The sequence below is a fragment of the Stenotrophomonas genospecies 3 genome (genome assembly GCF_054473855.1).
On the sequence record NZ_JBTMUR010000004.1, the window covers coordinates 88,614 to 112,311 of the forward strand.

15 protein-coding genes and 1 pseudogene are annotated in these 23,698 nt (G+C 61.8%); 5 read left to right on the forward strand and 11 right to left on the reverse strand.

Translation table 11 applies throughout. The features are described from left to right. Nucleotides 1–346 precede the first annotated feature (346 nt). From ACX9OT_RS07020 to ACX9OT_RS07055, 8 genes are all read right to left on the reverse strand, one after another. Complete coding sequence (locus tag ACX9OT_RS07020) at nt 347–1,681, reverse strand: MFS transporter (protein ID WP_005414984.1); 1,335 nt, start codon at nt 1,679–1,681, stop codon at nt 347–349. Between the two features lie 165 nt (nt 1,682–1,846). Beyond that, the gene (locus tag ACX9OT_RS07025; RefSeq protein ID WP_238558867.1) at nt 1,847–2,044 is read right to left on the reverse strand and encodes a hypothetical protein; all 198 of its coding nucleotides are present in this window, start codon (nt 2,042–2,044) and stop codon (nt 1,847–1,849) included. An 81-nt stretch (nt 2,045–2,125) separates the two neighbouring features. Next, the gene (locus ACX9OT_RS07030) at nt 2,126–2,764 is read right to left on the reverse strand and encodes a hypothetical protein (RefSeq protein ID WP_012478643.1); all 639 of its coding nucleotides are present in this window, start codon (nt 2,762–2,764) and stop codon (nt 2,126–2,128) included. A gap of 19 nt (nt 2,765–2,783) precedes the next feature. Then, nucleotides 2,784–3,515, reverse strand: a complete 732-nt coding sequence (locus ACX9OT_RS07035; protein WP_012478644.1) for a HupE/UreJ family protein — start codon at nt 3,513–3,515, stop codon at nt 2,784–2,786. Then, nucleotides 3,512–6,649 carry an efflux RND transporter permease subunit gene (locus ACX9OT_RS07040; protein WP_012478645.1) on the reverse strand — a complete coding sequence of 1,046 codons (3,138 nt, stop codon included), beginning with the start codon at nt 6,647–6,649 and terminating at the stop codon, nt 3,512–3,514. Before ACX9OT_RS07040 ends, ACX9OT_RS07035 begins: the two co-directional genes overlap by 4 nt. Before the next feature lie 9 nt (nt 6,650–6,658). Beyond that, a complete protein-coding gene (locus ACX9OT_RS07045; protein WP_005411786.1) occupies nt 6,659–7,894 on the reverse strand; it encodes an efflux RND transporter periplasmic adaptor subunit in 1,236 nt (411 codons plus the stop codon). Beyond that, nucleotides 7,891–9,141, reverse strand: a complete 1,251-nt coding sequence (locus tag ACX9OT_RS07050; RefSeq protein ID WP_012478646.1) for a TolC family protein — start codon at nt 9,139–9,141, stop codon at nt 7,891–7,893. Before ACX9OT_RS07050 ends, ACX9OT_RS07045 begins: the two co-directional genes overlap by 4 nt. 90 nt (nt 9,142–9,231) lie before the next feature. Continuing rightward, complete coding sequence (locus tag ACX9OT_RS07055) at nt 9,232–9,624, reverse strand: hypothetical protein (protein ID WP_229298500.1); 393 nt, start codon at nt 9,622–9,624, stop codon at nt 9,232–9,234. A 397-nt stretch (nt 9,625–10,021) separates the two neighbouring features. Between ACX9OT_RS07055 and ACX9OT_RS07060 the strand changes: the two genes are divergently transcribed. The 4 genes and pseudogenes from ACX9OT_RS07060 (at nt 10,022) to ACX9OT_RS07075 (ending at nt 17,147) form a co-directional block, all read left to right on the forward strand. Continuing rightward, complete coding sequence (locus ACX9OT_RS07060; protein WP_012478648.1) at nt 10,022–10,609, forward strand: cyclin-dependent kinase inhibitor 3 family protein; 588 nt, start codon at nt 10,022–10,024, stop codon at nt 10,607–10,609. Between the two features lie 120 nt (nt 10,610–10,729). Next, a pseudogene (locus tag ACX9OT_RS07065) lies at nt 10,730–11,584 on the forward strand (PA0069 family radical SAM protein); the annotation flags it as partial. Nucleotides 11,585–11,776: 192 nt separating this feature from the next. Continuing rightward, nucleotides 11,777–14,995: a DUF6531 domain-containing protein gene (locus tag ACX9OT_RS07070; protein WP_277779117.1), complete on the forward strand. Its 3,219-nt coding sequence runs from the start codon at nt 11,777–11,779 to the stop codon at nt 14,993–14,995. Nucleotides 14,996–15,011: 16 nt separating this feature from the next. Next, nucleotides 15,012–17,147 carry an RHS repeat-associated core domain-containing protein gene (locus tag ACX9OT_RS07075; RefSeq protein WP_277779116.1) on the forward strand — a complete coding sequence of 712 codons (2,136 nt, stop codon included), beginning with the start codon at nt 15,012–15,014 and terminating at the stop codon, nt 17,145–17,147. 636 nt (nt 17,148–17,783) lie between these two features. On the opposite strand, the gene ACX9OT_RS07080 is transcribed toward ACX9OT_RS07075, so the two are convergent. The 3 genes from ACX9OT_RS07080 to ACX9OT_RS07090 all read right to left on the reverse strand — a co-directional run bounded on the left by ACX9OT_RS07080 (nt 17,784) and on the right by ACX9OT_RS07090 (nt 21,238). After that, nucleotides 17,784–18,491 (reverse strand): 2OG-Fe(II) oxygenase, encoded by a 708-nt coding sequence (locus ACX9OT_RS07080; protein WP_134950649.1) that lies wholly within the window; start codon nt 18,489–18,491, stop codon nt 17,784–17,786. Between the two features lie 108 nt (nt 18,492–18,599). After that, nucleotides 18,600–19,616, reverse strand: coding sequence for a class 1 fructose-bisphosphatase (locus tag ACX9OT_RS07085; protein WP_459001548.1), 1,017 nt, complete (start codon nt 19,614–19,616; stop codon nt 18,600–18,602). Nucleotides 19,617–20,035: 419 nt separating this feature from the next. After that, nucleotides 20,036–21,238, reverse strand: a complete 1,203-nt coding sequence (locus ACX9OT_RS07090; RefSeq protein ID WP_049462449.1) for an amino acid aminotransferase — start codon at nt 21,236–21,238, stop codon at nt 20,036–20,038. Between the two features lie 171 nt (nt 21,239–21,409). Here ACX9OT_RS07090 and ACX9OT_RS07095 point away from each other — a divergent pair, with 171 nt between their 5' ends. Continuing rightward, nucleotides 21,410–23,500 (forward strand): TonB-dependent receptor family protein, encoded by a 2,091-nt coding sequence (locus ACX9OT_RS07095; protein WP_049462447.1) that lies wholly within the window; start codon nt 21,410–21,412, stop codon nt 23,498–23,500. The last annotated feature ends 198 nt before the right edge of the window (nt 23,501–23,698 follow it).

A 23,698-nucleotide genomic window follows, 5' to 3' on the forward strand; every position in this document is an offset into this window, starting at 1 on the left:
AGGATTCGGCCATGGACATCGGTCGGACAACCTTAACCGTCGGCGTCGCCATAGTCGCGGTTTCTTGCGGCGGGTCCCAGGGGCGCTGGACTGCCTTTGTCTATCCGCCCGGCGCGTCCACTCAGGAAGTCCGTCACGCTGTTTATGGCGATTACGACACCTTCGAGCATTGCCAGGCGGCTGCAATAGCCGCCCTGAGAAATAGCCCTCCACTGCCAGGGGCGCAGGAAGTGGGATCTTACGAATGTGGGCGCGCGTGTCGATATGACGTCGATATGGACTTGTACGTCTGCGACCAAACTCGCAAGTAGGTAGCTCCGTGCTCGCCGCCCGCCTGGCGCCTTGGTCAGCCTGGCCAGCGTGTGTGAAGTTGATCGATGACAAACCGGTGACGGTGCGTGCCATCCACGTCTCGGTGTGCCAAGAGGTGCGGGTCGTCCTCAGCAAGATGTTCGTGCTTATGCGCTATCTCCTCTGGATCGTGCGCCGGCCATCTGCGCCACGCGGCGACCAAACCGAGTGTGGCCAGAATCCCCAAGGCGGCCAAGGCAACATGCAAGCCGTAGCGCGCACCAACCCACCCGGCGAGTGGATAGGCGATCAACCAGCAAACATGCGATAGGGAAAATTGGGCAGCGAAGAGGAATGGTAGATCGGCGGACTCAGCCGAACGCCGCAGCAGCCGCCCGCCGGGGGTAACCAAGCCGGCATACGCCATGCCCAGCAGCGTCCAGGCCGGAATGACCGCCGTCCACCCGGGATGTCCCTTCAGGGCAAACCAGACGCCAAGGAAGGTAACCAGGACAACTGACATGAACAGTCCTGCAGCCAACATTACTGTCCGGTCCGAAATGCGGTCGAGAACCTTCGGAAGAAGAAGTGCGACCAGCATGGACCCGCCTCCGAAGGCCGCCAGCGCCCATGCAACCTGCTCCTCCGCCCCGCCCAGAACGGTGCGGACCATAACCACCGTATTGACGAACACCATCGCGCCGCCGGCTGCGGCGCAGAGGTTCAACGCGAGCAGGCCCTGCAATCGCGGTGTGCGGAGGTAGATTCGCATTCCACGGATGGCTCGGGCATAGGGACCGTCCTTGGAAGAGACCGCAGCGAGGGCCGGGAAGGTGGTGGACGCGACGAGCAGCGCCGAGAGGATGAAACCTACCGAGGTACCAGCGAACAGCCCGTGGAAGCTAATGATCGTCAGCAGTGCGGCAGCAAGCGCCGGGCTCAGCAGGCTTTCAAGGTCATATGCCAATCGGGAAAGTGAGAGCGCACGGGTGTAATCACGCTCTTCTTGAAGAATTTCGGGGATGGTGGATTGAAACAGCGGCGTGAAACATGCCGATGCCGACTGCAGCACAGCGATGAGGACATACACCTGCCAGATCTCGGTGACGAAGGGCAGGCAGACCGCCACAACCGCACGAACCAGATCGAGTGCGATCAGCACCCGCTTGCGCAGCCGTGCAGGGACCAACGCTCCTGAAACGGGCGCCAAGGTCACGTACACGACCATCTTGATCGCCAGCGCGGTGCCCAACACCGCTCCGGCCTGGCTGCCAGCGAGGTCGTAGGCCAGGAGGGCAAGGGCGACAGTCGCCAAGCCGGTTCCGACCAGGGCGACTATCTGGGCACCAAACAGGCGCCGAAACGCCGGGTGACTCAGTACTTCGAGCATGGGATTGTCCTGGTAGCAACGTTCTGACGGCACCAACCCGTGTGCGCCCTTTTGCCCGGATTCAGGGCAGAGGCGGCAGACAGGCGGAGTGTACGCCCACCACTGTTCGGGTCGAGGTGACGACCCCGCCGGAATGGCAGGGTCGTTGGCTAAATCCGAGTGGATTTACTTCTTCTTCGGAGCTGCCTGTGCGTCGCAACGTTCCTTCAGCGCCTTGGTCTGGGCATCCTTGAGGTCCACCTTGTACTTCGAACGGTCGGCAAGCTGTTCGCAAGTCGTCGGCTTGGCCTTGGGAGCAGCCGGGGGAGCCGGATCGGCATGGAGGGCAGGATCATGAGCGGATGCCGTGGTGAAAAGGGACATGCTGAAAAGCAGGCCGGCAATTACTGCGCTATGAGTTTTCATGTTGTTTCTCCTCGGGTTGGGTCGGCGAAGTGCCGGGTGTTACGGCTGATAGATGTCGGCTTGGTAGCCCACAAGTTCGATGCTCACGGTCACCGGCGTGTCGCTTCGGTTCTGCCAGTACCACCCATGAGTTCCTTCAAATGGCGCGACGAAGGTGCCGTGCGCCTCCCGCTGCGCAGCTTCGACGGCGTAGCTGGTCCATGCACCCTTCACGTCGGGCCGCTCACCATGCATATCGACTGCTACATCACCGGTCGCCTTCCAGCTGAACAGAATTCCCGCGCCAGCAGCCATGTGGGATTTGACCTCTTTGCCTTTCCCCGGCTCCAGCGTGATCGTCATCGCGTCCTGGCGAAGCTCACCGTTGGTGAGCGATACCGCGGCTGGATCAAGCGATTGCCCCTTGTTCGCCCCGAACGCAGCCGCAGCCTTTTCCGCCAAGGTGGTCGCTGCGTCCGATGCTGTCGAGGACGTCGGCGTAGCCGGGTCTGCGGCGGTGCTTCCGCCGTCTGCCAGGGCAGTCAGGCCCAGCGCTCGGCCGATCCCGGTGGGATCAATGCCGTACTCCGCCGGCAGAACGGCCGTAACGAGAAGCGCGCCGGCAATGGCGGCAGCGACAAGGGTCGACTTCAGCAGGCGGCCAGTCGTGGGAAGTGGTTGATTGATAGTGATTGACATGATGGGTCTCGGTCAGAAATCAGGAAGCGAAGTAGCCGGTGAGCTGCATGCCGATGAGCACGAAGCCGGCCGTCATCAAGATGGTGTTCACGCCGTAGGCCTGGCGGTTGAAGGAAGGCAGCCGACGCCAGAAGCCCATCACGATCAAGATGCCGGCAAGCGCCAGAAGTTGGCCGAGCTCAACGCCCACGTTGAACGCAAGCATGTTGGGGACCAGCCCGTCCGGCGATAGCGAGAAGTCCTGAAGCTTCGTGGCCAGGCCGAAGCCGTGGAAGAAGCCGAAGACAAGGACTGCAATCTTGGTGTTGGGTTGCACGCCGAACCACCGCTTGAACGCGCCCATGTTGTCCAAGGCCTTGTAGACCACCGAGAGACCGATGATCGCGTCGACCAGATAGGCGTCGACATGAAAGCCGCCGAGCACGCCGAGCAGCAGCGTCGTGCTGTGGCCAATGGCGAACAAGGTGACGTAGATGCTCACGTCCCGCATGCGGTATAGGAAGAAGATCACCCCGAACAGAAATAGAAGGTGGTCGTATCCAGTCACCATGTGCTTGGCGCCAAGGTAGGTAAACGCGATCAGTTGCCTACCGGTGCTTTCTTCAAGGAAGGCCTGGTCTCCCTCGCTTACACCGTGCGCGAACGCCGCAAACGGCAGGAGGACTGCGGCAAGCATCGAAAGCCAAGCAAAGAGCTTGTTGGAAGAAGTCAAAGACAAGTTCCTTGTGCAGAAAGGGGACGGGTGGTTCATGAGGAGCGACTTTCCAGAACAGAATCTTCGCGGTGAACCAATCGATACAGCGCCGGCAGCACGAGAAGTGTCAGCAGCGTTGAAGAGATGATTCCGCCGATAACAACAGTGGCGAGCGGACGCTGAACTTCCGCGCCAGCACCGACGTTCAGGGCCATAGGAAGGAAGCCCAGACTCGCCACCAAGGCCGTCATCAGGACTGGCCGGAGGCGGGTAAGAGCACCTTCGGTGACAGCCTTGTGCAGGGGGACGCCTTCTTCCCGCAGGTTCTTGATGAAGCTGATCATTACCAGGCCATTGAGCACGGCAACGCCCGAAAGAGCGATGAAGCCCACACCTGCGGAGATGGACATGGGAATGTCGCGCAGCCACAGCGCCACCACGCCCCCGGTCAGTGCAAGCGGCACGCCACTGAATACGATCGCAGCGTCCTTCCCTGAGCCGAATGCCATGAACAACAATCCGAAGATCATCACCAGAACCACTGGCACGACGACGGACAGCCGCTTGCTTGCCGAGATCAACTGCTCAAACGTGCCGCCGTACTCGATCCAGTACCCTTCCGGCAGCTGGACCTCCTGTCCGACCTTGGTGCGCAACTCCTCGACAAAGGACCCTAAGTCGCGCCCGCGCACATTGCTTGTGATCACCACCCTGCGTTTACCATTCTCACGGCTGATCTGGTTCGGACCAGGCGCGATCTCGACCTTGGCCAACTGGCCCAGCGGCACGAAGCTGCGCTCTTGGCCTGTGCTCACCCCGGGCGCGACGGCCACAGGTAGTGACGCCAGTGTCCGGACGTCCTGGCGAAGGTTCTCCGACAGACGAACCACGATATCGAAGCGCCGATCGCCTTCGAACACCTGGCCGACCGATTCACCTCCCAGCGCCACCGAGATGGTCTTCTGCACGTCGTCAATGGCTACGCCGTATCGTGCAAGTGCATCCAGGTCCGGCGTGATCGTCATCAATGGCAGACCGGTGATCTGCTCAAGTTTCACGTCGGCCGCTCCCTGGATCTCACTGGCAACGTTCTCTACCTGGCTGCCGATGGTTGCCAGTTGCTCCAGGTCGTCGCCGTACAGCTTGACAGCAACCTCAGCCCGAACGCCCGCAATGAGCTCGTTCATCCGCATCTGCACCGGCTGGGTGAACTCATAGTTGTTGCCAGGAATGGCGCGAACCACTTTCTCGAGCTCGGCAACAAGCTGTGCCTTCGGCTTGCGCGGATCAGGCCATTGGTCCCGATCTTTGAGCATGATGAAGGTGTCGGCTACGGAGGGGGGCATGGGATCGGTGGCCACCTCGGCAGTGCCGATCTTTGCGACGACTTCATCTACCTCGGGGAACTGTTTGATCGCCGCTTCCAGCTGACGTTGCATGCCGATCGCCTGGGTCAAGCTGGTCCCTGGAATTCGAAGCGCATGCAAGGCGATATCGCCCTCATCCAGGTTCGGAATGAACTCGGTGCCGAGGCGACTTGCAAGCAGGCCCGCCAGGACGGTGAGCACCGCAGCAGAGGCCACCACTACCTTGCGTGCATTGACGGCACGCTCAAGCATCGGGCCATACACGTTGGTGACTCGGCGCATGGCTTTGGTTTCCTTCTCCGAAACCTTTCCCGTTACGAACTGAGCCACAGCGGCAGGTACGAATGTCAAGGACAGTGCCATGGCACCGGTAAGCGCGATGACCACGGTAAGCGCCATCGGGTGGAACATCTTCCCTTCCACGCCGGAGAGGGCAAAGATCGGGATGTAGACCGCCGCGATGATGAAAAGGCCGAACAGGCTTGGCTTGATCACCTCTGCACTGGCACTTGCCGCCAAGGAAAATCGTTCTTCCCGAGTCAACAAACGGCCCTGAAGGTGTTGCCGCTCGCCAAAGCGACGCAGGCAGTTCTCTACGATGATGACTGCCCCATCGACGATCAAGCCAAAATCCAGTGCGCCCAGGCTCATCAGATTCGCAGAGACGCGATTCTGGACCATGCCTGTGATCGTCAGCAGCATCGTCAATGGAATGACCGCCGCAGTGATCAGTGCCGCACGAAGATTGCCCAAAAGCAGGAAGAGCACCGCGATGACGAGCAAGGCGCCTTCGAGGAGGTTCTTCTTCACCGTCTCGATGGTCCGATCCACCAGTTCGGTTCTGTCATACACAGGATGCGCCCGAACGCCGTCAGGCAGCGTAGCGTCGATGTCCTTGAGCTTGGCCGCGGTTCGCTGAGCCACGTCCCGGCTGTTTTCGCCGATGAGCATGAACGCCGTACCAAGGACCACTTCGTTGCCATCCTTGGTTGCCGCGCCTGTACGAAGTTCGGTGCCTTCTACAACTTCTGCCAGATCGCCAACACGCAATGGCATGCCATCACGGTTAGCCACTACGATCTTGCGCAAACCCGCCATGTCGGCCACTTGGCCCGGCACGCGTACCAAGTACTGCTCACCGCTTTTCTCGATGTAGCCGGCACCCACGTTAGTGTTGCTGCGGGCCACGGCTTCGAGCACATCCTGCAGCGTCAGTCCGTATGCTTGGAGCTTCTTCGGGTCCGGCGTGATGTGAAACTGGCGAACATAGCCTCCGACGGTGTTGACCTCGGTTACGCCTTTCAAGTGGCGCATCTGCGGTCGGATCACCCAGTCCTGCAGCGTACGAAGCGCCATTGGTGTCCACGTCTCTTCAGCACCGGACTCCGCTTCCACGGTGTACATGAAGATCTCACCCAGGCCCGTCGCTACCGGTCCAAGGCTTGGCTTTAGTCCCACGGGCAATTGGGATCCCGCTTGCTGAAGTCTCTCTGCGACCTGCTGACGGGCGAAGTAGATATCTGTGCCATCTTCAAACACGACCGTGACCTGAGACAGGCCGTAGCGTGAGATGGAACGGGTGTATTCCAGCTTTGCCAACCCGGCCAACGCTGTTTCGACCGGGAAGGTGACCCGTTGCTCGGCCTCCAGCGGTGAGTAGCCCGGAGCTTCGGTGTTGATCTGCACCTGGACATTGGTAATGTCAGGAACGGCGTCGATGGGAAGCTTGCTGTAGTTCCAGATCCCAAGGCCTGAGAGGGCCAGGACCAGAAGGAGCACAAGCCATCTGTGCGCGATAGACGCGCGAATGATTCGCTCTAGCATGGTGCGTCCTTAGTGGTCGTGGCTTGCGCCGGACTTTTCGATGTCGGCACGAATCAGGTAGCTCTGCTCGGAAACGTACCGGGTTCCCGGCTTAAGCCCTTTCAGTACCTCCACGCGATCGCCATCGCGCCTACCCAGTTCAAGCATCCGCACCTCATAGCTGTTGCCCACTTGGGCGAATACCACGGTGAAGTCCCGAAAACGCTGCAGGCCCGATTCCTTTACTGTTAATGGAACCTCCGTTTCCGCGATGACGACTTCGGCGGATACGGCCATTCCTGGTCGCCACCTGCCCTCGCTGTTGGTAAGGGCCACACGTGCCACCACGGTCTGGCCAGCGCTGGCCAACGGAAGGATGCCCTGCAGCTTTCCCGTTGCTTCCAAACCGCCTGTTGCCGAGCGAATGGTCACCATCTGGCCTGGCGACAGTCGCTCGGCATCGCTTCCCAGCGCACGCAGGTCCACCCAGACCTCCGAAAGGTCGGCAATTTCAAACAGCGTGTTGTCGGCAGCGACATCGCCTACCGACGTGCTGCGCGCGAGTACGACTCCACTGAAAGGTGCCGTGACGGAGTAGGTCCGCATGCTGTCATTGCCCTCGACTGTGGCCAACGTCTGACCAGCCGAGACGCGTTGTCCCATCTCGACCGCCACACTGCGGACCACGCCAGGGAAGCGTGCCTTGACCGCAGCAAATCGGCCGGTGTCGACCGCGACGTTGCCCATGAGGGAAACGGTGTCCCGGATGGTCCCCGGTTCGGCGGACTCGACCACGACACCTGCGTCGGCAGCGGCTTTCGGATCTATCGTGGTGCGCCCTTCATAGGAGGCGTAAGACCAGGCGTAGTTCTTTCCACCCACCACCGCATCGGCTTTGACATCAAAGGAATGCGGCTCGACCACCTCCCCGCTGCCGACCAGGTAGTCCTTCTCTGGAATAAAGCTGAAGTTGTTGACTTCGCCGTCCAGACGCTTGAGTTGTATCGTCGCTTTGACTTCTCCAGGTGCCAGCGGTTTGTCGTTGCGATAGGCATACAGCCGGAAATGAGGCGGGGTATTGGTTTCGTAAACAGTTACTTCAAGGGCGAAGTCGCCGTCGCGAAGCATGCGACCGCGATGCGGCCCTCGCTCATAGTCGCCTGCGGTCGCAGCAGTGTCCTCTGGCTTTGCTCGTTGCGACGATTCGTTGCCACCGCACGCAGCCAGGGCAATTGGAAGCAGGATCAGGAATACGTATCGGTTCATGGGCGAATGTCCAAGGCAGAAGCGGTGAGGCGGTCGGCCTCGACCAGGAGACGGAGATAGCGCGCGGCGGCTTCGACTTCCCGTTCGCGAAGATCGAAGAGCCTTTGCTGAGCCTGGCTGAGTACCAGGAAGGAGAAGCGTCCTTCCTCAAAGCCCCTGCGGCTCTGATCAAAGGCCTGCTGGGCCTTTGGCAACTGACGCTGGCGCACTGACTCCACTTCCGATTGCGCTTGCTTGAGCTGTTGGTAGATGCCAAACAGCTCCTGACGCATTTCCAGCATCTGCGCCTGGCGCCGGTATTTGAGAGAGGTGAGTTCGTAGTCCGCTTCAGCCACGGAGAAGTCCGATCGCCGACGGCTCCCCAACGGGACGGAGACGGACATCACCAGGCCGCTGTCCTTGGTGGCTTCCAGTCGGCGGATGCCGAGGCCAACGCTGACATCCGGCTTGGCGCTAGCGCGGGCGATCTCCCTCCTTGCATCTATAACTCCGGCTTGAGCGTCCAAGGCGCGCTGTTGTGGTGTCGTGGCGAGGCGCCGGCTCAGATCATCAAAATCATCCAGAGGGGGAAGGACCGCGGTATCCCCTGCAACCGAGCCGAAATCCGGACTTGGCGCCCCCCACGTGGCAGCCAGCGACATTCGCGCGCTTTCCAGAGCCTGCAATGCCTGCTCCCGCTTCAGCTCGGCATCGAGCAGGGCGATCTCGGCGGATCTCAGGTCCGAGTCGGGATTGCGGGCGGCCGCGACCCAACGGGCCACTTCACGGCGCATGGCGCTGGCCATTTTGATGCGCTCTTCGGCGTGCTCGACATGCTCCTGGGCGGCCAGCACGTCGACGAAACGCCCTGCGGCCAAAGTTGCGATAGCGATACGGGTGACGTCCGCTTCGCTTCGGGCAGCGTCCACCTCGGCGCCGCCGAGCGCTTGGCGCGCAGCCCGCTTCCCACCCAGTTCTAGAACCTTGGAGATGCGGAAGGTGGATTCGGCGGCGTCTAGGCCGCTCAGGCCGCCTGAGCCAGCCACGTTTTCAAGCTCGCCGCCCAGCACGAGCGGCGTAGGCAATGCCTCCCGGCCCGCCCGGCTTCTGACAGCTTCCAGTCGAGCGGTGTCTGCCTGGACGCTGGGATGGGTGCCGAGGGCGCGGGCGACCACATCCTCCAAGCGCAGCACTTCAGCGGCATGGCCAGGCACGGCCACACCGTAGGCGCCGGCTATGGCGAGCGCCCACAAACTACGTAATTTCACGGAAAATCTCCGACGATGGTCATGACGACGCGCTGCCGGCCAACATTGGGTGGACAGCGCGCTCAGGCCGCTACAGCGCGGCAGGTGTCGTCAGACGATCGGAGGTCTGAATGGCGAGCCGCGATGACCAGAGGGCTCATCGACGGAGTGCAGGCCGGGCAGTAAAGATGCCGGCGGAACAGTTGCTAGGTTCAGATTCGAAGACACCAGCATGCCGGCAAAGCTCACATCGGCCTGGTGAAGGACGCTGTGCACGCCCGATGCATGCTTCGGATCTACGTTGTCGCCAGTTCCAGGACCGTGTGAGTGCCCGTGCTCTGCCGTTGCAGCGATGTCGTGCTCGGCAGTATGGAGCTCGCCCTGTTGGATCACGATCGGCCGAACAACGACGCTCAACAGCATCAGCACGAAAAGGCTGAACCGGATGAGTCGACGGTGGCGGGCCGAGAAGGCGGACATGAAAGGAAGAATAGAGGCAGTCAAGCTGAGTTGTCGAGAGCCCTGAGTTGGAGCCCCCCCTGATCCAGTTATGGCTTGGCGCTCGAGGGAGGGCGTCGCTTAAGCCCACTCCGATCAGATCGCATTGCCTCAGGTATCGCCGCGCCTGCTGCCGCTTCTGGCCGATAGCGGCCGCCCAGTAAGGATGGTGCCGGCCAGAGGCTGGAACTGGGCCTCACTGCTCTCTGGAACCGCGTCCTCCAGGCTCGTTCCAACGTCGAATGGGGCCTGGCCCCTCTCTCAGGCGTTGGGCGATTCTGCGCTGCTTATGGGATTCAGTAAGACCATATCCGTACCACTAGGCTCACCGTTGGACTTTCAGGTTAAAAGGGCGCAGCGTTCGCTTCTCGCCCAACAGGGCCATTGATTTCGGAGAGCGCAGGTGAGCAGAACAAGTAATTCTCATCCACTGCAGATTGCGACGCTGCCTATCGGCGTGAATGGCGGTGCGATCGGCGTTACCTTTGCACCGGGAAAATATCAGGACGTCGCAATGACGGGGTCTTGGGCCCGAGACTTGGATATCGATCTGGCGTCGATAGTCGCGTGGGGAGCACAGCATCTGATCACGTTGATTGAGCCGTGGGAGTTCGAAGAGCTACGAATTACCTCCTTGGCAGAGCGTGCCAAAGCGCATGGCTTGATGTGGCACGGCCTACCGATTAAGGATGGTGCGGCTCCTGATGCACGGCTGCTTCTGCCATGGCAATCCACAGGACCCCAGTTCGCAGCCGAGCTCTTGTCCGGAAGCAGGATCGTGGTGCACTGCAAAGGAGGCCTAGGGCGAGCGGGGACCGTGGCGTCGATGCTTCTCATTGACACGGGCTGCGCTCCAGACGGCATCGATGCGATCGCTAAGGTGCGCTCGGTGCGCCCTGGTGCAGTGGAGACTGCGGAGCAGGAAGAATTCATCCTGAATTGGCCTGCTCGCAGAGCCTCAAGTCTGGGGGTAGTCGCAATGCCCGGCTAACCTACCCTTTACCGCCTTGGGCTGGAATACAAGAGGACGGAACTCCGCAGGTAGTCTGTAGGGAAGCCGCCGTAGGGGACGCAGTGCTGAACACTTTTCCTCGAACACATATAGTGTTGATGCTCATACTGCTTTGCACGCCCCTCGCATGCCTATCTGAACCTGTCGCCGGGCCTGGATTTCGAAACCAAGCTGTTCGCCAAGACCAATGCGCCCCAGCTGCTGCGCAAGGAACTGTCGAAACCGGGCTACGTGCCGCAACCGATCGCGCTGGGCATCAACACCGATGCGTACCAACCGATCGAGCGCAAGTTCAAACTCACCCGCCAACTGATCGAAGTGATGCTGGAGACCAAGCATCCTTTCTCGCTGATCACCAAGAACGCACTGGTCGAGCGCGATATCGACCTGCTTGCACCGCTGGCGGCGGAGAACCTGGTCAGCGTGCATTTCTCGGTGACCTCGCTGGACCCGCACCTCTCCGCGAAGCTGGAACCGCGCGCATCGGCGCCGCACGCACGGCTGCGCGCGATGAAGCGCCTGCATGACGCCGGCATTCCGGTGGGCGTGATGGTGGCGCCGGTGATTCCGTGGATCAACGACAGCGAACTGGAAGCGGTGCTGGAGGCCGCACACGACGCAGGTGCGAGCACCGCCGGTTATGTGCTGCTGCGCCTGCCTCTGGAAGTGGCGCCGCTGTTCCGCGAGTGGCTGGACACCCATCATCCAGATCGCGCCGCACATGTGATGAGTACCATCCAGCAGTTGCGCGGCGGCAAGGACTACGACAGCCAGTTCGGCACGCGCATGCGGGGCCAGGGCGTGTATGCCGATCTGTTGAACAACCGCTTCAAGCTGGCGCGCAAACGTCTGGGCTTCAATGCGCAGAACAGCCATTGGCCGAAGCTGGATTGCAGCCGGTTCCAGAAGCCGCTGCCGCCGAAGAAGGATTCGCCACAGGGTTCGCTCTTCTGAGGTGTGTACATCTGCTGGCGTATGCACCAGCGATTCGTCGCGCTGTGCTGTGCCCAGCTCATTGATGGGCAATGCACGAGAAACATTACGTGCCTCCATTGCACCGTTGCAGCGTGCCGTCATACACTCGTTACAAACATGAATTCCCGATGACTGAATGAGTCGGTCTCGGATGAGGAGCTAGGCAAGCGCATGACGCACGTTGCAACACGGAACACCTTGCAGTCCCGACTTCTTCTTCTGCCGCTGCTTTCCCTGCCGATGACATTGGCAACTGCGGCAAACACCCTCGAAACCGTTCAAGTCACCGCCACGCTCCCTGTTGGAGGTGGCGGTGCAGGCGGTTTTGGATTTGGTGGCGGCAGTGGTGTCCACCTGTCCGAGTCACAGATGGACAATGGCGGTGGCGGCGGTGCAATTCCGACCGAAACGGCGAAGGAACAGCCGACCGATGACAAGGAGAAGGACTGTAATGGCCGCAAGGGCAATCCTGTCGTGCTCTACAGCGGCAACAAGGTCGAGCCGGAACTCGATTTCGCCAGCCAGGGCGAAATGGGCCTGTTCCTGCAGCGCAACTACAATCATTACTGGAGCGCGACCGGTCTGTTCGGCAATCACTGGCTGAGCAACTTCGACTATTCGCTCGCGTTCACCGATGCAAACCAGCTGGCGTGGGTACAACGGCCCGACGGTCGCCGCATCAAGTATCTCAAGGATCCAGCCAGCGGCCGCTGGTACGAGGACAAGGCCCAGCCCATCGCGTATCTCGCCGCGAACGGAGACGGCACGTTCACGCTTCGAAACGAAAACAACGGGACGGAAATCTACAACGCCGAGGGCTACATCACCCGGCTCAGCAATGAGCAAGGTGTGAGCTGGACGTTCTCCTATACCGATCGCTACCTGCAGAAGGTCACCCACTCCTCGGGACGCAGTATCAGCTTTGGCTGGACCAATGGACAGGTCTCCCAGGTAACCGACCCGGCCGGCAACATCTACCGCTACACCTATACCCCCAACGTGTTCGGGAATGGGCGTGGGCGGCTCGCCAGCACGACATTGCCAGGCGCTCCTGCAACGACGATCAGCTACCACTACGAAGACGGCCGCTTCCCGGGTGCCCTGACCGGCAAGTCCTTTGACGGCGTGCGCTATTCCACGTTTGCCTACGACGCGGAGCGGCGCGCCATCAGCACCGAGCACAATGGCGGCATCGAACGATTCCGCTTCAACTACGCCGTGCGCAGCACCGAACCGGTGCTTCCGCCCCCCGCCCCGGCTCGACCGGGCGGTGTCCGCGCCGACGAAGAGCGTGGATGGTGCGAGCAGCGCCCCGGAGGCTCACGCATCTGCTACCAGCCGCGCTCGCTGCCTGTCGATTCGCTGCCGATGGAGAGCGCTCTCGGCATGACCGCCGCCGCTGCGCCGAGCCTTACGCGGCCCGTCGATATCGATGTCACTGTGATCAACCCTCTTGGCCGCAGCACCACCTACACGTTCAAGGACGGAAAGATGGTGTCGACCAAGGGTGATCCGTCGCCGAACTGCCCTGCCAGCTACAAGGAGCAGAGCTACGACGCCAATGGGTACCCTGATCTGGTCCATGATTTCCAGGACAATCTGACCAACTTCGACTACAGCGCACAGGGTTACCTGCTGAAGCGGGTGGAAGCGGTCGGCAGCACGGCCGAACGTACGACGTTGCAGGAGTGGGATACCGCGCGTAACCGGCTGCTCAAGACAACGGTGGTGGGTGATCTTGAAGTCGCCTACACCTATGACGATCGCGGAAACGTGGCCAGCGTGACTGAGCGCAATCTGACGGCACGTGGGGTGCCCAGCCAGACGCGGGTAACCCGCACCACCTATAGCTATCACGCCAATGGATTGAAGGCCTCGATCAAAATCGATGGCCCGCTTCCGCAGGATGACGTCACCTCGACCTTCAACAACCAGGGCGATCTGACCAGCACCACCAACGCTCTCGGTCATACGATCAGCTATTCCAACTACAACGGACTTGGGCTGCCGGGGCGCATCGTCAACGCGAACGGTGGTGTGCGAGAGCTGACGTACGACGGCCGCGGCCGCGTTCTATTCGACAGAACCAGTTCGGGAACCGGCTGGGCGACGACCGCCTTTGGCTACACCGCTGCAGGTGACATCGCCTCGCTTACCCAGCCTGATGGCGTAACAGTCCGCTACGGCTACGATGCAGGGCGCCGACTGACACAGGAAGTCCGTTCGATGGGGGACGGCAAGTGGGCGTGGACCCGTCATAGCTACAACAACGCCTCCAATCGCACGCGCACCGAGGTTTCACAAACCGACTATCCGCTGGATTCGGTGGTGAGCGGCGTGATTGACGAAATCACCCATGATGCGCAGTGGAACTGGTTCGTACGTGGCTGGGCCTGCTCCACCGGCTCGGCTGGGTCAATCCAGGTGGACGGTTACGCCGATGGCAACGTCTATCTGGGTAGCACTCAGGCAAACCTTGCCAGCGAGCCAGGTGTTGCTGCGGCTTGCAAAGCATCAGGTAGTGCCTATAGGTATCAGTTGCCGATATCGCTAGCCCAGAGGCAACAGTTGGGCGGTCGCAAATTCTCCGTCTACGGCCAATCTCCGCAGGGCCGCGGCCAGGATCGACCGCTCGCGAACTCAGGGGTGTTTGCGATTCCAACTGCAAGCATCGTTGGTGACATCGGCGGCGTGACCCAGGACGGCAACTGGAACTTCTTCATTGAAGGCTGGGCCTGCTCAGCTGGCGTGGACGCCTCGATCGACGTACACGTCTATGCCGGTGGCGCAGCTGGTGGCGGTACATTCGTCGCTTCGAGCCGCGCCAACTTGGCCACCGACGGAAACGTTGCCAACGCGTGTCAGGCACGCGGAAGTGCCTATTGGTTCAAGATTCCTCTTGACGGCAACGTACGATCGAATCACGGAGGCAAAGCACTATACGTGCACGGTATCTCGCCTGTTGGCGGTCCGAACCTGACCATCAATCGCTCAGGTGCTTTTACCGTACCTGCTGTGGTGCGTAGCGCCGAGCTGGTTTCCGCATCAACCTCGGCGCCTCATATCTTCAATGGCCAGTCATCCAGCGTGACATTCCAGTTCCGGAACACTGGCAATGTCATCTGGAATCCAAGCGATACCTATATGGTCCTGAGGACGTTGCGGACCAGCGAGGCCATCGGGCTTTCGTCTCCGGTCGCACCAGGCGCTGTAGCCACATTCACCGTGATCGTCTCGCCCGTGAACACCGGCAGTGGTGTTGCGCAATTCGGGTATATGGGCCAGTTGGCATCTGGGCCCACCTCTTGGGGGCCGCAGGCACAGGTGACGGTAAGGGCGGAAAACGACAAGGGTAGCTGCAACCCGAAATTCTGCGAAGAGCCACGCTAAGGAAGGCCCAAAAGACATGTCCGCAATTGCCTTGGCCATGATGGGGCTAAATACCATCGTCTCTTCCGTGAACTATCAGTACGACGAGTTGGGGCGTGTGATATCCGAGAGCACTGAGCAGGGAAGAAGCATAAGGTACGTCTACGACGCAGAGGGGAGAGTCACCCAGGTGACCGATTCGCAGAATCGCGTCACCCGTATGAGTTACGATCCGCGTGGACGCCTGATCAAATCAATCGACGCCGCCGGGGGCACGACCCAGATTGCCTACGATCTGGCAGATCGCCCGATCCGTGTGAGCGATCCCCGCAATCTCGTTACCACCTACGAATTCGATGGTTTCGGCCAGCTTTGGAAACAGGTGAGTCCGGACACGGGAACGACACAGCACCAGTACGATGCTGCAGGTCTGCGGACATCGACGGCGCGGGCCGATGGCAGCGTCGTCTCCTTCGGCTACGACGGTCTGGGACGAATGACTTCTGCGAGCGCAGAAGGCCGAACAATGGGTTACAGCTACGATTGGTGCGGCAATGGTAAAGGCCAACTGTGCGGCACTTCAGGGCCCGGAACCGCCACCCATTTTGCCTATACACCGAACGGTCAGCTGCAGATACGCCGCGACTTCACCGATCTGTCTGGTCAGAAGACGGACTACAGCACCACCTATGGATACGACGGCATCAATCGCCTGAGCCAGATCACCTATCCCAACGGTGACAAGGCGACCTACACATATGGCTCCCAAGGAAAACCAAGTGCGTTGATGGCGACGGTCGACGGGACTCAGCGCTCAATCATTTCCCAGGCAAACTGGAAGGTCACGGGAGCGCATGAGTGGCTGGCCTACGGCAACGGGCTTGCCCGGGGCTACAACCACGATCAGGAGGGGCGGCTGACCGCAATGTCGGTCTGGGGACCCAATGGCAGCAAGGTCAGCTATTGGGACTATCAGTACAGCGGCGATGGCGAAATCACCGCCATTGTCGACGCTGTCGACCCGAACATGACCCAGTTGATCGGCTACGACGCGTTGAGTCGTATGACCAAGCTGACCCGCTTCGGTGTCATCAACAATCTTTCCTACGATGCCGGCGGCAATCACGACCGCTACCAGGCAGGAAATCAGCTGACCCAATACAGCATCGACCCGGGGAGCAACCGGGTGCTGAACTACACCAACCAGGACGGCAGCCGTCAGTACCAGTACGACGCATTGGGAAACCGCATCAGCGAGACCGCAGGCAGCCGGATCAGCACTTACGAGTATGACGCCTTCAATCGCATGAGCCGCAGCAACATCGGTGGCATTGCGACTGACTACGTGCTCAATGCGCAGGGGCAGCGCGTTGCAAAGATCAACCAGACCACCAACAGCCGCTACTTCTACGCCGGCCAGAACCAGCTCATGACTGAGCTGAACAACGGGGTGTGGACCAACTACTTCTGGTTTGAAGGTGAACTGGTTGGGCTTGCTCGCAGCGGGCAGCACAATTACGTGCATACCGATCATTTGGGACGCCCGGAGTTCGTCACCAGCCCAAGCCAGCAGACCGTCTGGAAGGCGTACAACTACGCCTACGGACGTAGCGTCCAGAAGGATGAGATTGGCGGGTTGAACATTGGCTTCCCGGGCCAGTACTACGACGCGGAAAGCGGACTCTGGTACAACGGCTTCCGCGACTATGACGCGAGCATTGGCCGGTATGTGCAGAGTGATCCGATTGGCTTGGCGGGGGGATTGAATACCTACGCGTACGTCTCAGGGAATCCAATAAACTTCATTGATCCACTAGGTTTGACTCAGGAGGACATTGATCGCCTATACGCACTCGCGAAGGCAACGGAAACGGATCTTGATTTCCCTGCACGTGACCCATTTGTAAGGGATATGGGAAATGTGGCCGGGCAGTACAATCACGTAACCAGAAGGCTCTACTTAGACAAGCAGTATCTTGAGGTCCTTTCTGATGCTCAGAAGAGAGAGCTATATGACACCATCGTCCATGAAGTTCTCCATCGCAATAGAGGCGTGCTCTCGGGAAATGGAGATAAGTACACTGGGCGCCACAAGGAAATCTACGATGAGGCCGCGCGGAGAACGAGCCGAAATGCTACCAAGATCAAGCTTGCTACAGAAAGCTGTGAATAATTTTCTAACGTTGACAGCCTGTGCATTTCTGTTTTCCATTCCCAGCGGCGACGCAGCTGCAGCAAAGAGTGTTCGATTCTTCGTCGATAAGGCGGCGATGAATGCTCAGGACTGTTTGCGGGTCGATAGTCGGCGTCTTCTTTTCGATTGCCATCAGATCGTCCCTGGCGACCGCAAGGTGTTCGGAATCAGAACATTCTATTCCTCGTGGAGGAGCGATAGATCGAGTTTCATGAAGCTCACTGTCGAGTTGCCAGACGGGCTAAAGTCTGGCGATTCCTACAAAATAGCGGATGGCATAGCCAAGGCATTCCGTAGCACCGGGCCCAGTGCGTTCGCGGGCAAGAATGGATGCTATGGCGCTGCATCGTCAGGAACGATTACGATTGTATCGTCTAGTCCGGGCCGCGTTGATATTCAGGTCGACGCTCTCTTCGATCAGAAGAGCCCGTTGGAATGGCGGGGAGAGTGTGACATTCCTGCTCGTGTTTCTGAGAGATTTAGAACAACGGAACTGGACATTGGGCAACTGGATGCCTGGACGGGAAAAGCTGACCCGGACGCCTCACCGTTTGATCAGGCCCACCCAGTGAGAGGGAAGTAGCGGTCTGTTGTTACATGTGCTGCTGCACCGCATTACCCCCCAAATAACTTCTGCGCACTCTGGAACAGGATCCAACTCGTCGCGATGAACTTGTCCCCACCCTGTGGCCGATTGCCACGATGGGTATGAGTAAACGCAGTCGGCGCAATCAGCAGGCTGCCGGTGCGCGGCGCGATCTTCCGCCCCTGGAACAGGAATTCGGTCTCGCCTTCGTCGAAGTCGTCGTTGAGGTACAGCGTCCACAGCACGTGCCGGTGCAGGGTCTCGGCCTGCGCATCCTTCGGGTACAGCTCGCAATGCCAGTACGGGTAGCCGCCCTCGCCTGCCGCATACCACTGCAGGTTGATCGCACCCGGGCGCAGGCAGGTGCGGGCCAGATCGGCCAGCTGCTGCTGCGGCATGTCAGGGAAGTCCTCGGCAGACAGGCGTCGCGATTGGCCGTTGCTGTCCTGGATCTGCAACATCAGCGGCGCGATCAACGCCTGTGGATAACGGCGTAGATAAGTCAGCAGGCCATTGAACACCGCGATCTGCAGCTGCTGATCGACATCCTGCCAGCCGTCCAGGCCACTGATGCGCAGATCCTTGCTGTGCTTGAGTTCCGGGAACACGCCACTGCCCACCGCACCGGGCTGCAGGCCACGCGTAGCGCGCAGGCGCTCAACGATGGCCGCGCAGACCTCGCTGGGGACGGCGTTGTGGATGACTTCGATGAAATCGACCGGGCCCTGCTCGTGCATGCGTGCATTCCTTAGGCGGCAACGGCTTGATGGTGCCGTTTGCCGCCCTCGGTGTCACCCCACGGTCATGTCACCGAACTGCCATGACCGCTGTCAGGCGATAGGCCGTCAGCCCTGCGCGTCGTCGTGCGCGTGGTGGTAGCGCACGGCTTCAGCCACTTCCTCGCGCGAACCCAGGAACACCGGCACGCGCTGGTGCAGCTGGTCGGGCTGGATGTCGAGGATGCGCTCGCGGCCGGTCCAGGCAGCGCCACCGGCCTGTTCGACCAGCAGGCCCATCGGGTTGGCTTCGTACATCAGGCGCAGCTTGCCGGCCTTGGACGGATCCTTCTTGTCCCACGGGTAGATGAAGATGCCGCCGCGGGTCAGGATGCGATGCACGTCGGCGACCATGCTGGCGATCCAGCGCATGTTGAAGTTCTTGCCGCGCGCGCCTTCCTTGCCCGCCAGCAGATCACCAACATAGGCCTGCATCGGCGCTTCCCAGTGACGCTGGTTGGACATGTTGATGGCGAATTCCTGGGTGGCCGCCGGAATCTGCATGTTCTCGGCGGTCAGCACGAACTCGCCCTTCTCGCGGTCCAGGGTGAAGGCATGGGTACCGTGGCCGACGGTCAGCACCAGCTGGGTGCTGGGCCCGTAGATGCAGTAGCCGGCGGCGATCTGCTTGCTGCCCGGCTGCAGGAAGGCATCATCGCCCGGCAGTTCGACGTTGGTCGGGCAGCGCAGCACCGAGAAGATGGTGCCGACGGAGACGTTGACGTCGATGTTGGAGCTGCCATCGAGGGGATCGAACAGCAGCAGGAAATCACCGCGCGGATAAATGTCCGGCACCGGCTGGCTGTGGTCCATTTCCTCCGAGGCGCAGGCGGCGAGGTGGCCGCCCCAGGCGTTGGCTTCGAGCAGGATCTCGTTGCTGATCACATCCAGCTTCTTCTGCGCTTCGCCCTGCACGTTGCCGGTACCGGCGTCGCCGAGCACGCCACCGAGGGCGCCCTTGCTGACGGCGATGGAGATGCTGGTGCAGGCGCGGGCGACGACCGCGATCAGCTGGCGCAGGTCGGCATTGATGCGGCCGGCGTGCTGTTCCTGGATCAGGAAGCGGGTCAACGAAGTACGGGACATGGTCGGGCAGGTCTCGGCAGCGGGAAAACGCCTATTGTCGCCCGTATGGCGGGGCCGTGCGTGAGCGCGGGAAGGCGTAATCGTTTCCAGATGCGTTGCGCTCGTGGCGCCTTCCTTTTGTCGAGGCGCGTGGAAGGGGGAGGCGATGCAGGACACGCTGCAAGTACGTCCATGTAAGCTCGATGGCGCCTTGCTCGTGTGCGCTGTCCTGCGCACACGGCAAGACCGGGGTGGTGCGTCCTGCCCAACCCGCCCGAGGCATGCCTCGGGCCCATGGCGCCAACGGTCCTGCATCACCTCCCCCTCCCACGCGCTTCAGGGTTCGCCGCGAGCGCGGTGGGGATGGCAAAGGCAAGAGCAAAAGCAAAAAACAAAGGCGCCTTTCGGCGCCTTTGTCTTCAAACCACTGGAGCGTTGTTTCAGCCCTTGGCGACGGTGGCCACGGCCTTGGCGACGTATTCCAGGTTGTTCTGGTTCAGCGCGGCCACGCAGATGCGGCCGGTGCCGACGGCGTAGATGCCGAACTCGTCGCGCAGACGCTCGACCTGCTCACGGCTCAGGCCGGAGTAGGAGAACATGCCGGCCTGTTCGTTGATGAAGCCGAACTGCGGGGCACCGGCAGCGGCCAGCTTCTCCACCAGGCCCTGGCGCAGTGCGTGGATACGCTCGCGCATCTCGGTCAGCTCCTGCTCCCACATCGCGCGCAGTTCCGGGTTGGTCAGCACGCCGGCCACCAGCGCGGCACCGTGGGTGGACGGGCTGGAGTAGATGGTGCGGATCACGCGCTTGACCTGCGACTGCACGGCCTTGGCGTCAGCGGCGGTCGGCGCCACCATCGACAGCGCACCCACGCGCTCGCCGTACAGCGAGAACGACTTGGAGTACGAATTGGCGACGATGAAGCTGTCGATGCCGGCTTCGGCGATGATGCGCACGGCGGCGCCGTCCTGCTCGATGCCCTTGTCGAAGCCCTGGTAGGCCATGTCGATGAAGGGGAACAGCTGCTTTTCCTTCAGCAGCTGCGCGACCTGCTTCCACTGGGTGACCGTGAGGTCAGCGCCGGTGGGGTTGTGGCAGCAGGCATGCAGCAGCACCACGGTGCCGGCTTCCAGCTTGCCCAGGTCGGCCAGCAGGCCGTCGAAGTTGACGCCGTGGGTGGTCGGGTCGAAGTAGGTGTAATCCACCACTTCGAAGCCGGCCGCGCTGAACACGGCGCGGTGGTTTTCCCAGCTCGGGTTGCTCAGTGCAACGGTGGCGTGCGGCAGCAGCTTCTTCAGCACATCGGCGCCGACACGCAGCGCACCGCTGCCACCGACGGTCTGTGCGGTGGTGACGCGGCCGGCGGCCAGCAGCGGCGAGTCCTTGCCGAACACCAGCTCGCGCGTGGCCTGCGTGTACGCCGGCAGGCCATCGATCGGCAGGTAGCCGCGCGGTTTGGCTTCAGCGGCGAGCTGCTGCTCGATCTGCTTGACGGCGCGCAGTAGCGGAATGCGGCCGCTCTCGTCGTAGTAGATGCCCACACCCAGGTTGACCTTGGTCGGGCGGCTGTCGGCGTTGTACGCCTCGGTCAGGCCCAGGATCGGGTCGCCTGGGACCAGTTCCACGTTTGCAAAGAAGGACACGGCGGTACTCGTTCGGTAGACGGAAAGGGGGAGGAATTGCGCCACGCGGTCTGCGGCTTTTCGGCCGGAAACAGCCCATCGTAACAAAGCCTGCCGGGGCTGGCCGCCGCCATCGTCATCCGCGGCCCCGTACCATGGCGTGCGTTGCCGCCCGATCCATCAACCTGAATCATGAATCCTGCCGCACGACGCCGTTGCCTGCCGCTGTCCGCCCTGCTGCTGTCGCCACTGGCGGCCATGGCCGAGCCTGCGCCCACCGCCCTGCCCGCCGTGCAGGTGCAGGTGGCGCGGGTGCCGGGTATCGACCCGTTCGCGCTGCCGGCCAGCCTGGACACCGTCTGGATCGACGCCAGCCGCGCGGGCACCGGCGCGCAGCTGTCCGAGGCGTTGGCCGGCGTACCGGGACTACTGGCACGCGACCGGCAGAACTTCGCTCAGGATACGCAGCTGTCGATCCGTGGCTTCGGTGCGCGCTCGACCTTCGGTGTGCGCGGGGTGCGGGTGCTGATCGACGGGGTGCCGGCGACCATGCCCGATGGCCAGGGCCAGCTGTCGCACGCCAGCTTGTTGGGCGCCGAACGCATCGAGGTGCTGCGCGGGCCGTTCTCGGCGCTGTACGGCAATTCCTCCGGCGGCGTGCTGCAGGTCTGGAGCGCGCAGGGCCAGGCCGGCGACCCGTGGCGGCTGCGCGTGAACGCCGGCGCCGACAACACGCTCAGTGTCGGCGCGCAACTGAAGGGTGCCGGCCAAGCGCTGGACTACAACATCGCCGCCAATCACTTCCGCACCGATGGCTGGCGGGACCATAGCCGCGCGCGCCGTGAATCGCTCAACGCACGTATTGGTGGTGATCTGGGCGGTGGACGGCTCGAGCTGCTGCTCAACGCGCTCGATGCCCCCGATGCGCAGGATCCGCTGGGCCTGAGCCGTTCCCAGGTGGCGGCCGATCCGCGCCAGGCCACGGCAGTGGCTCACCAGTACAACACCCGCAAATCGGTGCGCCAGCAGCAGGCTGGGTTGCGTTGGACCCGGGAAACCGACACCCAGCGCTGGCAGCTGATGGGCTATGCCGGGCAGCGTGAGGTCACCCAGTACCTGCCGATTCCGCCGACCGCACAGGCCAACCCGTTGCATGCGGGCGGCGTGATCGATCTGGACGCGGGCTACGGCGGACTGGACGCGCGCTGGGGCTGGCACGGCGACCTCGCCGGCCGACCGCTGGATCTTGTGGCCGGGCTCAGCGCCGACCGCCAGCGCCAGCATCGCACCGGCTACGAGAACTTCATCGGCAGCACCCTGGGCGTGCGTGGGCGCCTGCGTCGTGACCAGATCGACGTCGTGCAGAACGTGGACCAGTTCGCCCAGGCCTGGTGGCAGTGGAGCCCGCGCTGGTCGTTGCTGGCCGGGCTGCGCCACAGCGCCGTGCGATTCGAATCGAATGACCGCTACATCACCGGGCGCAATCCGGACGACAGCGGCCACCGTCGCTATCAGGCAACCACGCCGGTGGCAGGTGTCAGCTTCGAGGCCAGCCCGCAGTGGCGGCTGCACGCCGCCGTGGGCCGGGGCTTCGAGACGCCTACCTTCAATGAGCTGGGGTATCGCGCCGACGGCCACGCGGGATTGGCACTGGATCTGGCGGCCGCGCGCAGCCGCAATCTGGAGATAGGCAGCAAATGGCACGCACAGGACGGAACCCAGCTTGATATCAGCCTGTTCCGCGCAGATACCGACGATGAGCTGGCAGTTGCGAGCAACTCTGGTGGGCGCAGCACCTATCGCAACATCGGCCGCACCCGCCGCCAGGGTGTGGAACTGCAGTACCGACAGCCGCTGGCCGAGCAGCTGGAACTGCAGCTGGCATGGACATGGCTGCAGGCGCAGGTGCGCTCGCCGTACCTGACCTCGAACAGCGTGGTCGCCGCGGGCAGCCGCCTGCCCGGTGTGCCGCAGCAGCAGGCATTCGCCAGGCTGCAGTGGACCCCCGCCGACTGGCAATGGGCGCTGGAGGCGTCCGCCAGTAGCGATACCGTGGTCAACGACGTGGCGACCGAACGTGCGCCCGGTTTCGCCCTGCTGCATCTGGAAGGCGGGCGTCGCTGGAACCTGCCGGGTGGCGAGCTGCGGGCCTTCGCACGGTTGGAGAACGTGCTGGACCAGGCCTACATCGGCTCGGTGATCGTCAATGACGGCAATGGCCGCTTCTACGAGCCGGGACCGGGACGGCGGGCCAACGTCGGCCTGCAGTGGTCGTGGCGTTGAAGTGGTAGTGCCGGCCGCTGGCCGGCATCGCGCCGTGCAGGACGTCAGGAGGTTGCCGGCCAGCGGCCGGCACTACCCGTAAATCGGAGGCCGTGGCCGGCATCGCGCCGTGCAGGGCGCCAGGAGGTTGCCGGCCAGCGGCCGGCACTACCGGTCAGTCGGGGGCCCTGGCCAGAATCGCGCCGTGCAGGACGTCAG

Coding starts and splice junctions, on each gene's coding strand:
- ACX9OT_RS07080 (WP_134950649.1), bottom strand. CDS start 18,491: ATGCACGAGCAGGGCCCGGTCGATTTCATCGAAGTCATCCACAACGCC.
- ACX9OT_RS07075 (WP_277779116.1), top strand. CDS start 15,012: ATGTCCGCAATTGCCTTGGCCATGATGGGGCTAAATACCATCGTCTCT.
- ACX9OT_RS07030 (WP_012478643.1), bottom strand. CDS start 2,764: ATGTCAATCACTATCAATCAACCACTTCCCACGACTGGCCGCCTGCTG.
- ACX9OT_RS07035 (WP_012478644.1), bottom strand. CDS start 3,515: ATGAACCACCCGTCCCCTTTCTGCACAAGGAACTTGTCTTTGACTTCT.
- ACX9OT_RS07095 (WP_049462447.1), top strand. CDS start 21,410: ATGAATCCTGCCGCACGACGCCGTTGCCTGCCGCTGTCCGCCCTGCTG.
- ACX9OT_RS07040 (WP_012478645.1), bottom strand. CDS start 6,649: ATGCTAGAGCGAATCATTCGCGCGTCTATCGCGCACAGATGGCTTGTG.
- ACX9OT_RS07070 (WP_277779117.1), top strand. CDS start 11,777: ATGACGCACGTTGCAACACGGAACACCTTGCAGTCCCGACTTCTTCTT.
- ACX9OT_RS07025 (WP_238558867.1), bottom strand. CDS start 2,044: ATGTCCCTTTTCACCACGGCATCCGCTCATGATCCTGCCCTCCATGCC.
- ACX9OT_RS07085 (WP_459001548.1), bottom strand. CDS start 19,616: ATGTCCCGTACTTCGTTGACCCGCTTCCTGATCCAGGAACAGCACGCC.
- ACX9OT_RS07045 (WP_005411786.1), bottom strand. CDS start 7,894: ATGAACCGATACGTATTCCTGATCCTGCTTCCAATTGCCCTGGCTGCG.
- ACX9OT_RS07020 (WP_005414984.1), bottom strand. CDS start 1,681: ATGCTCGAAGTACTGAGTCACCCGGCGTTTCGGCGCCTGTTTGGTGCC.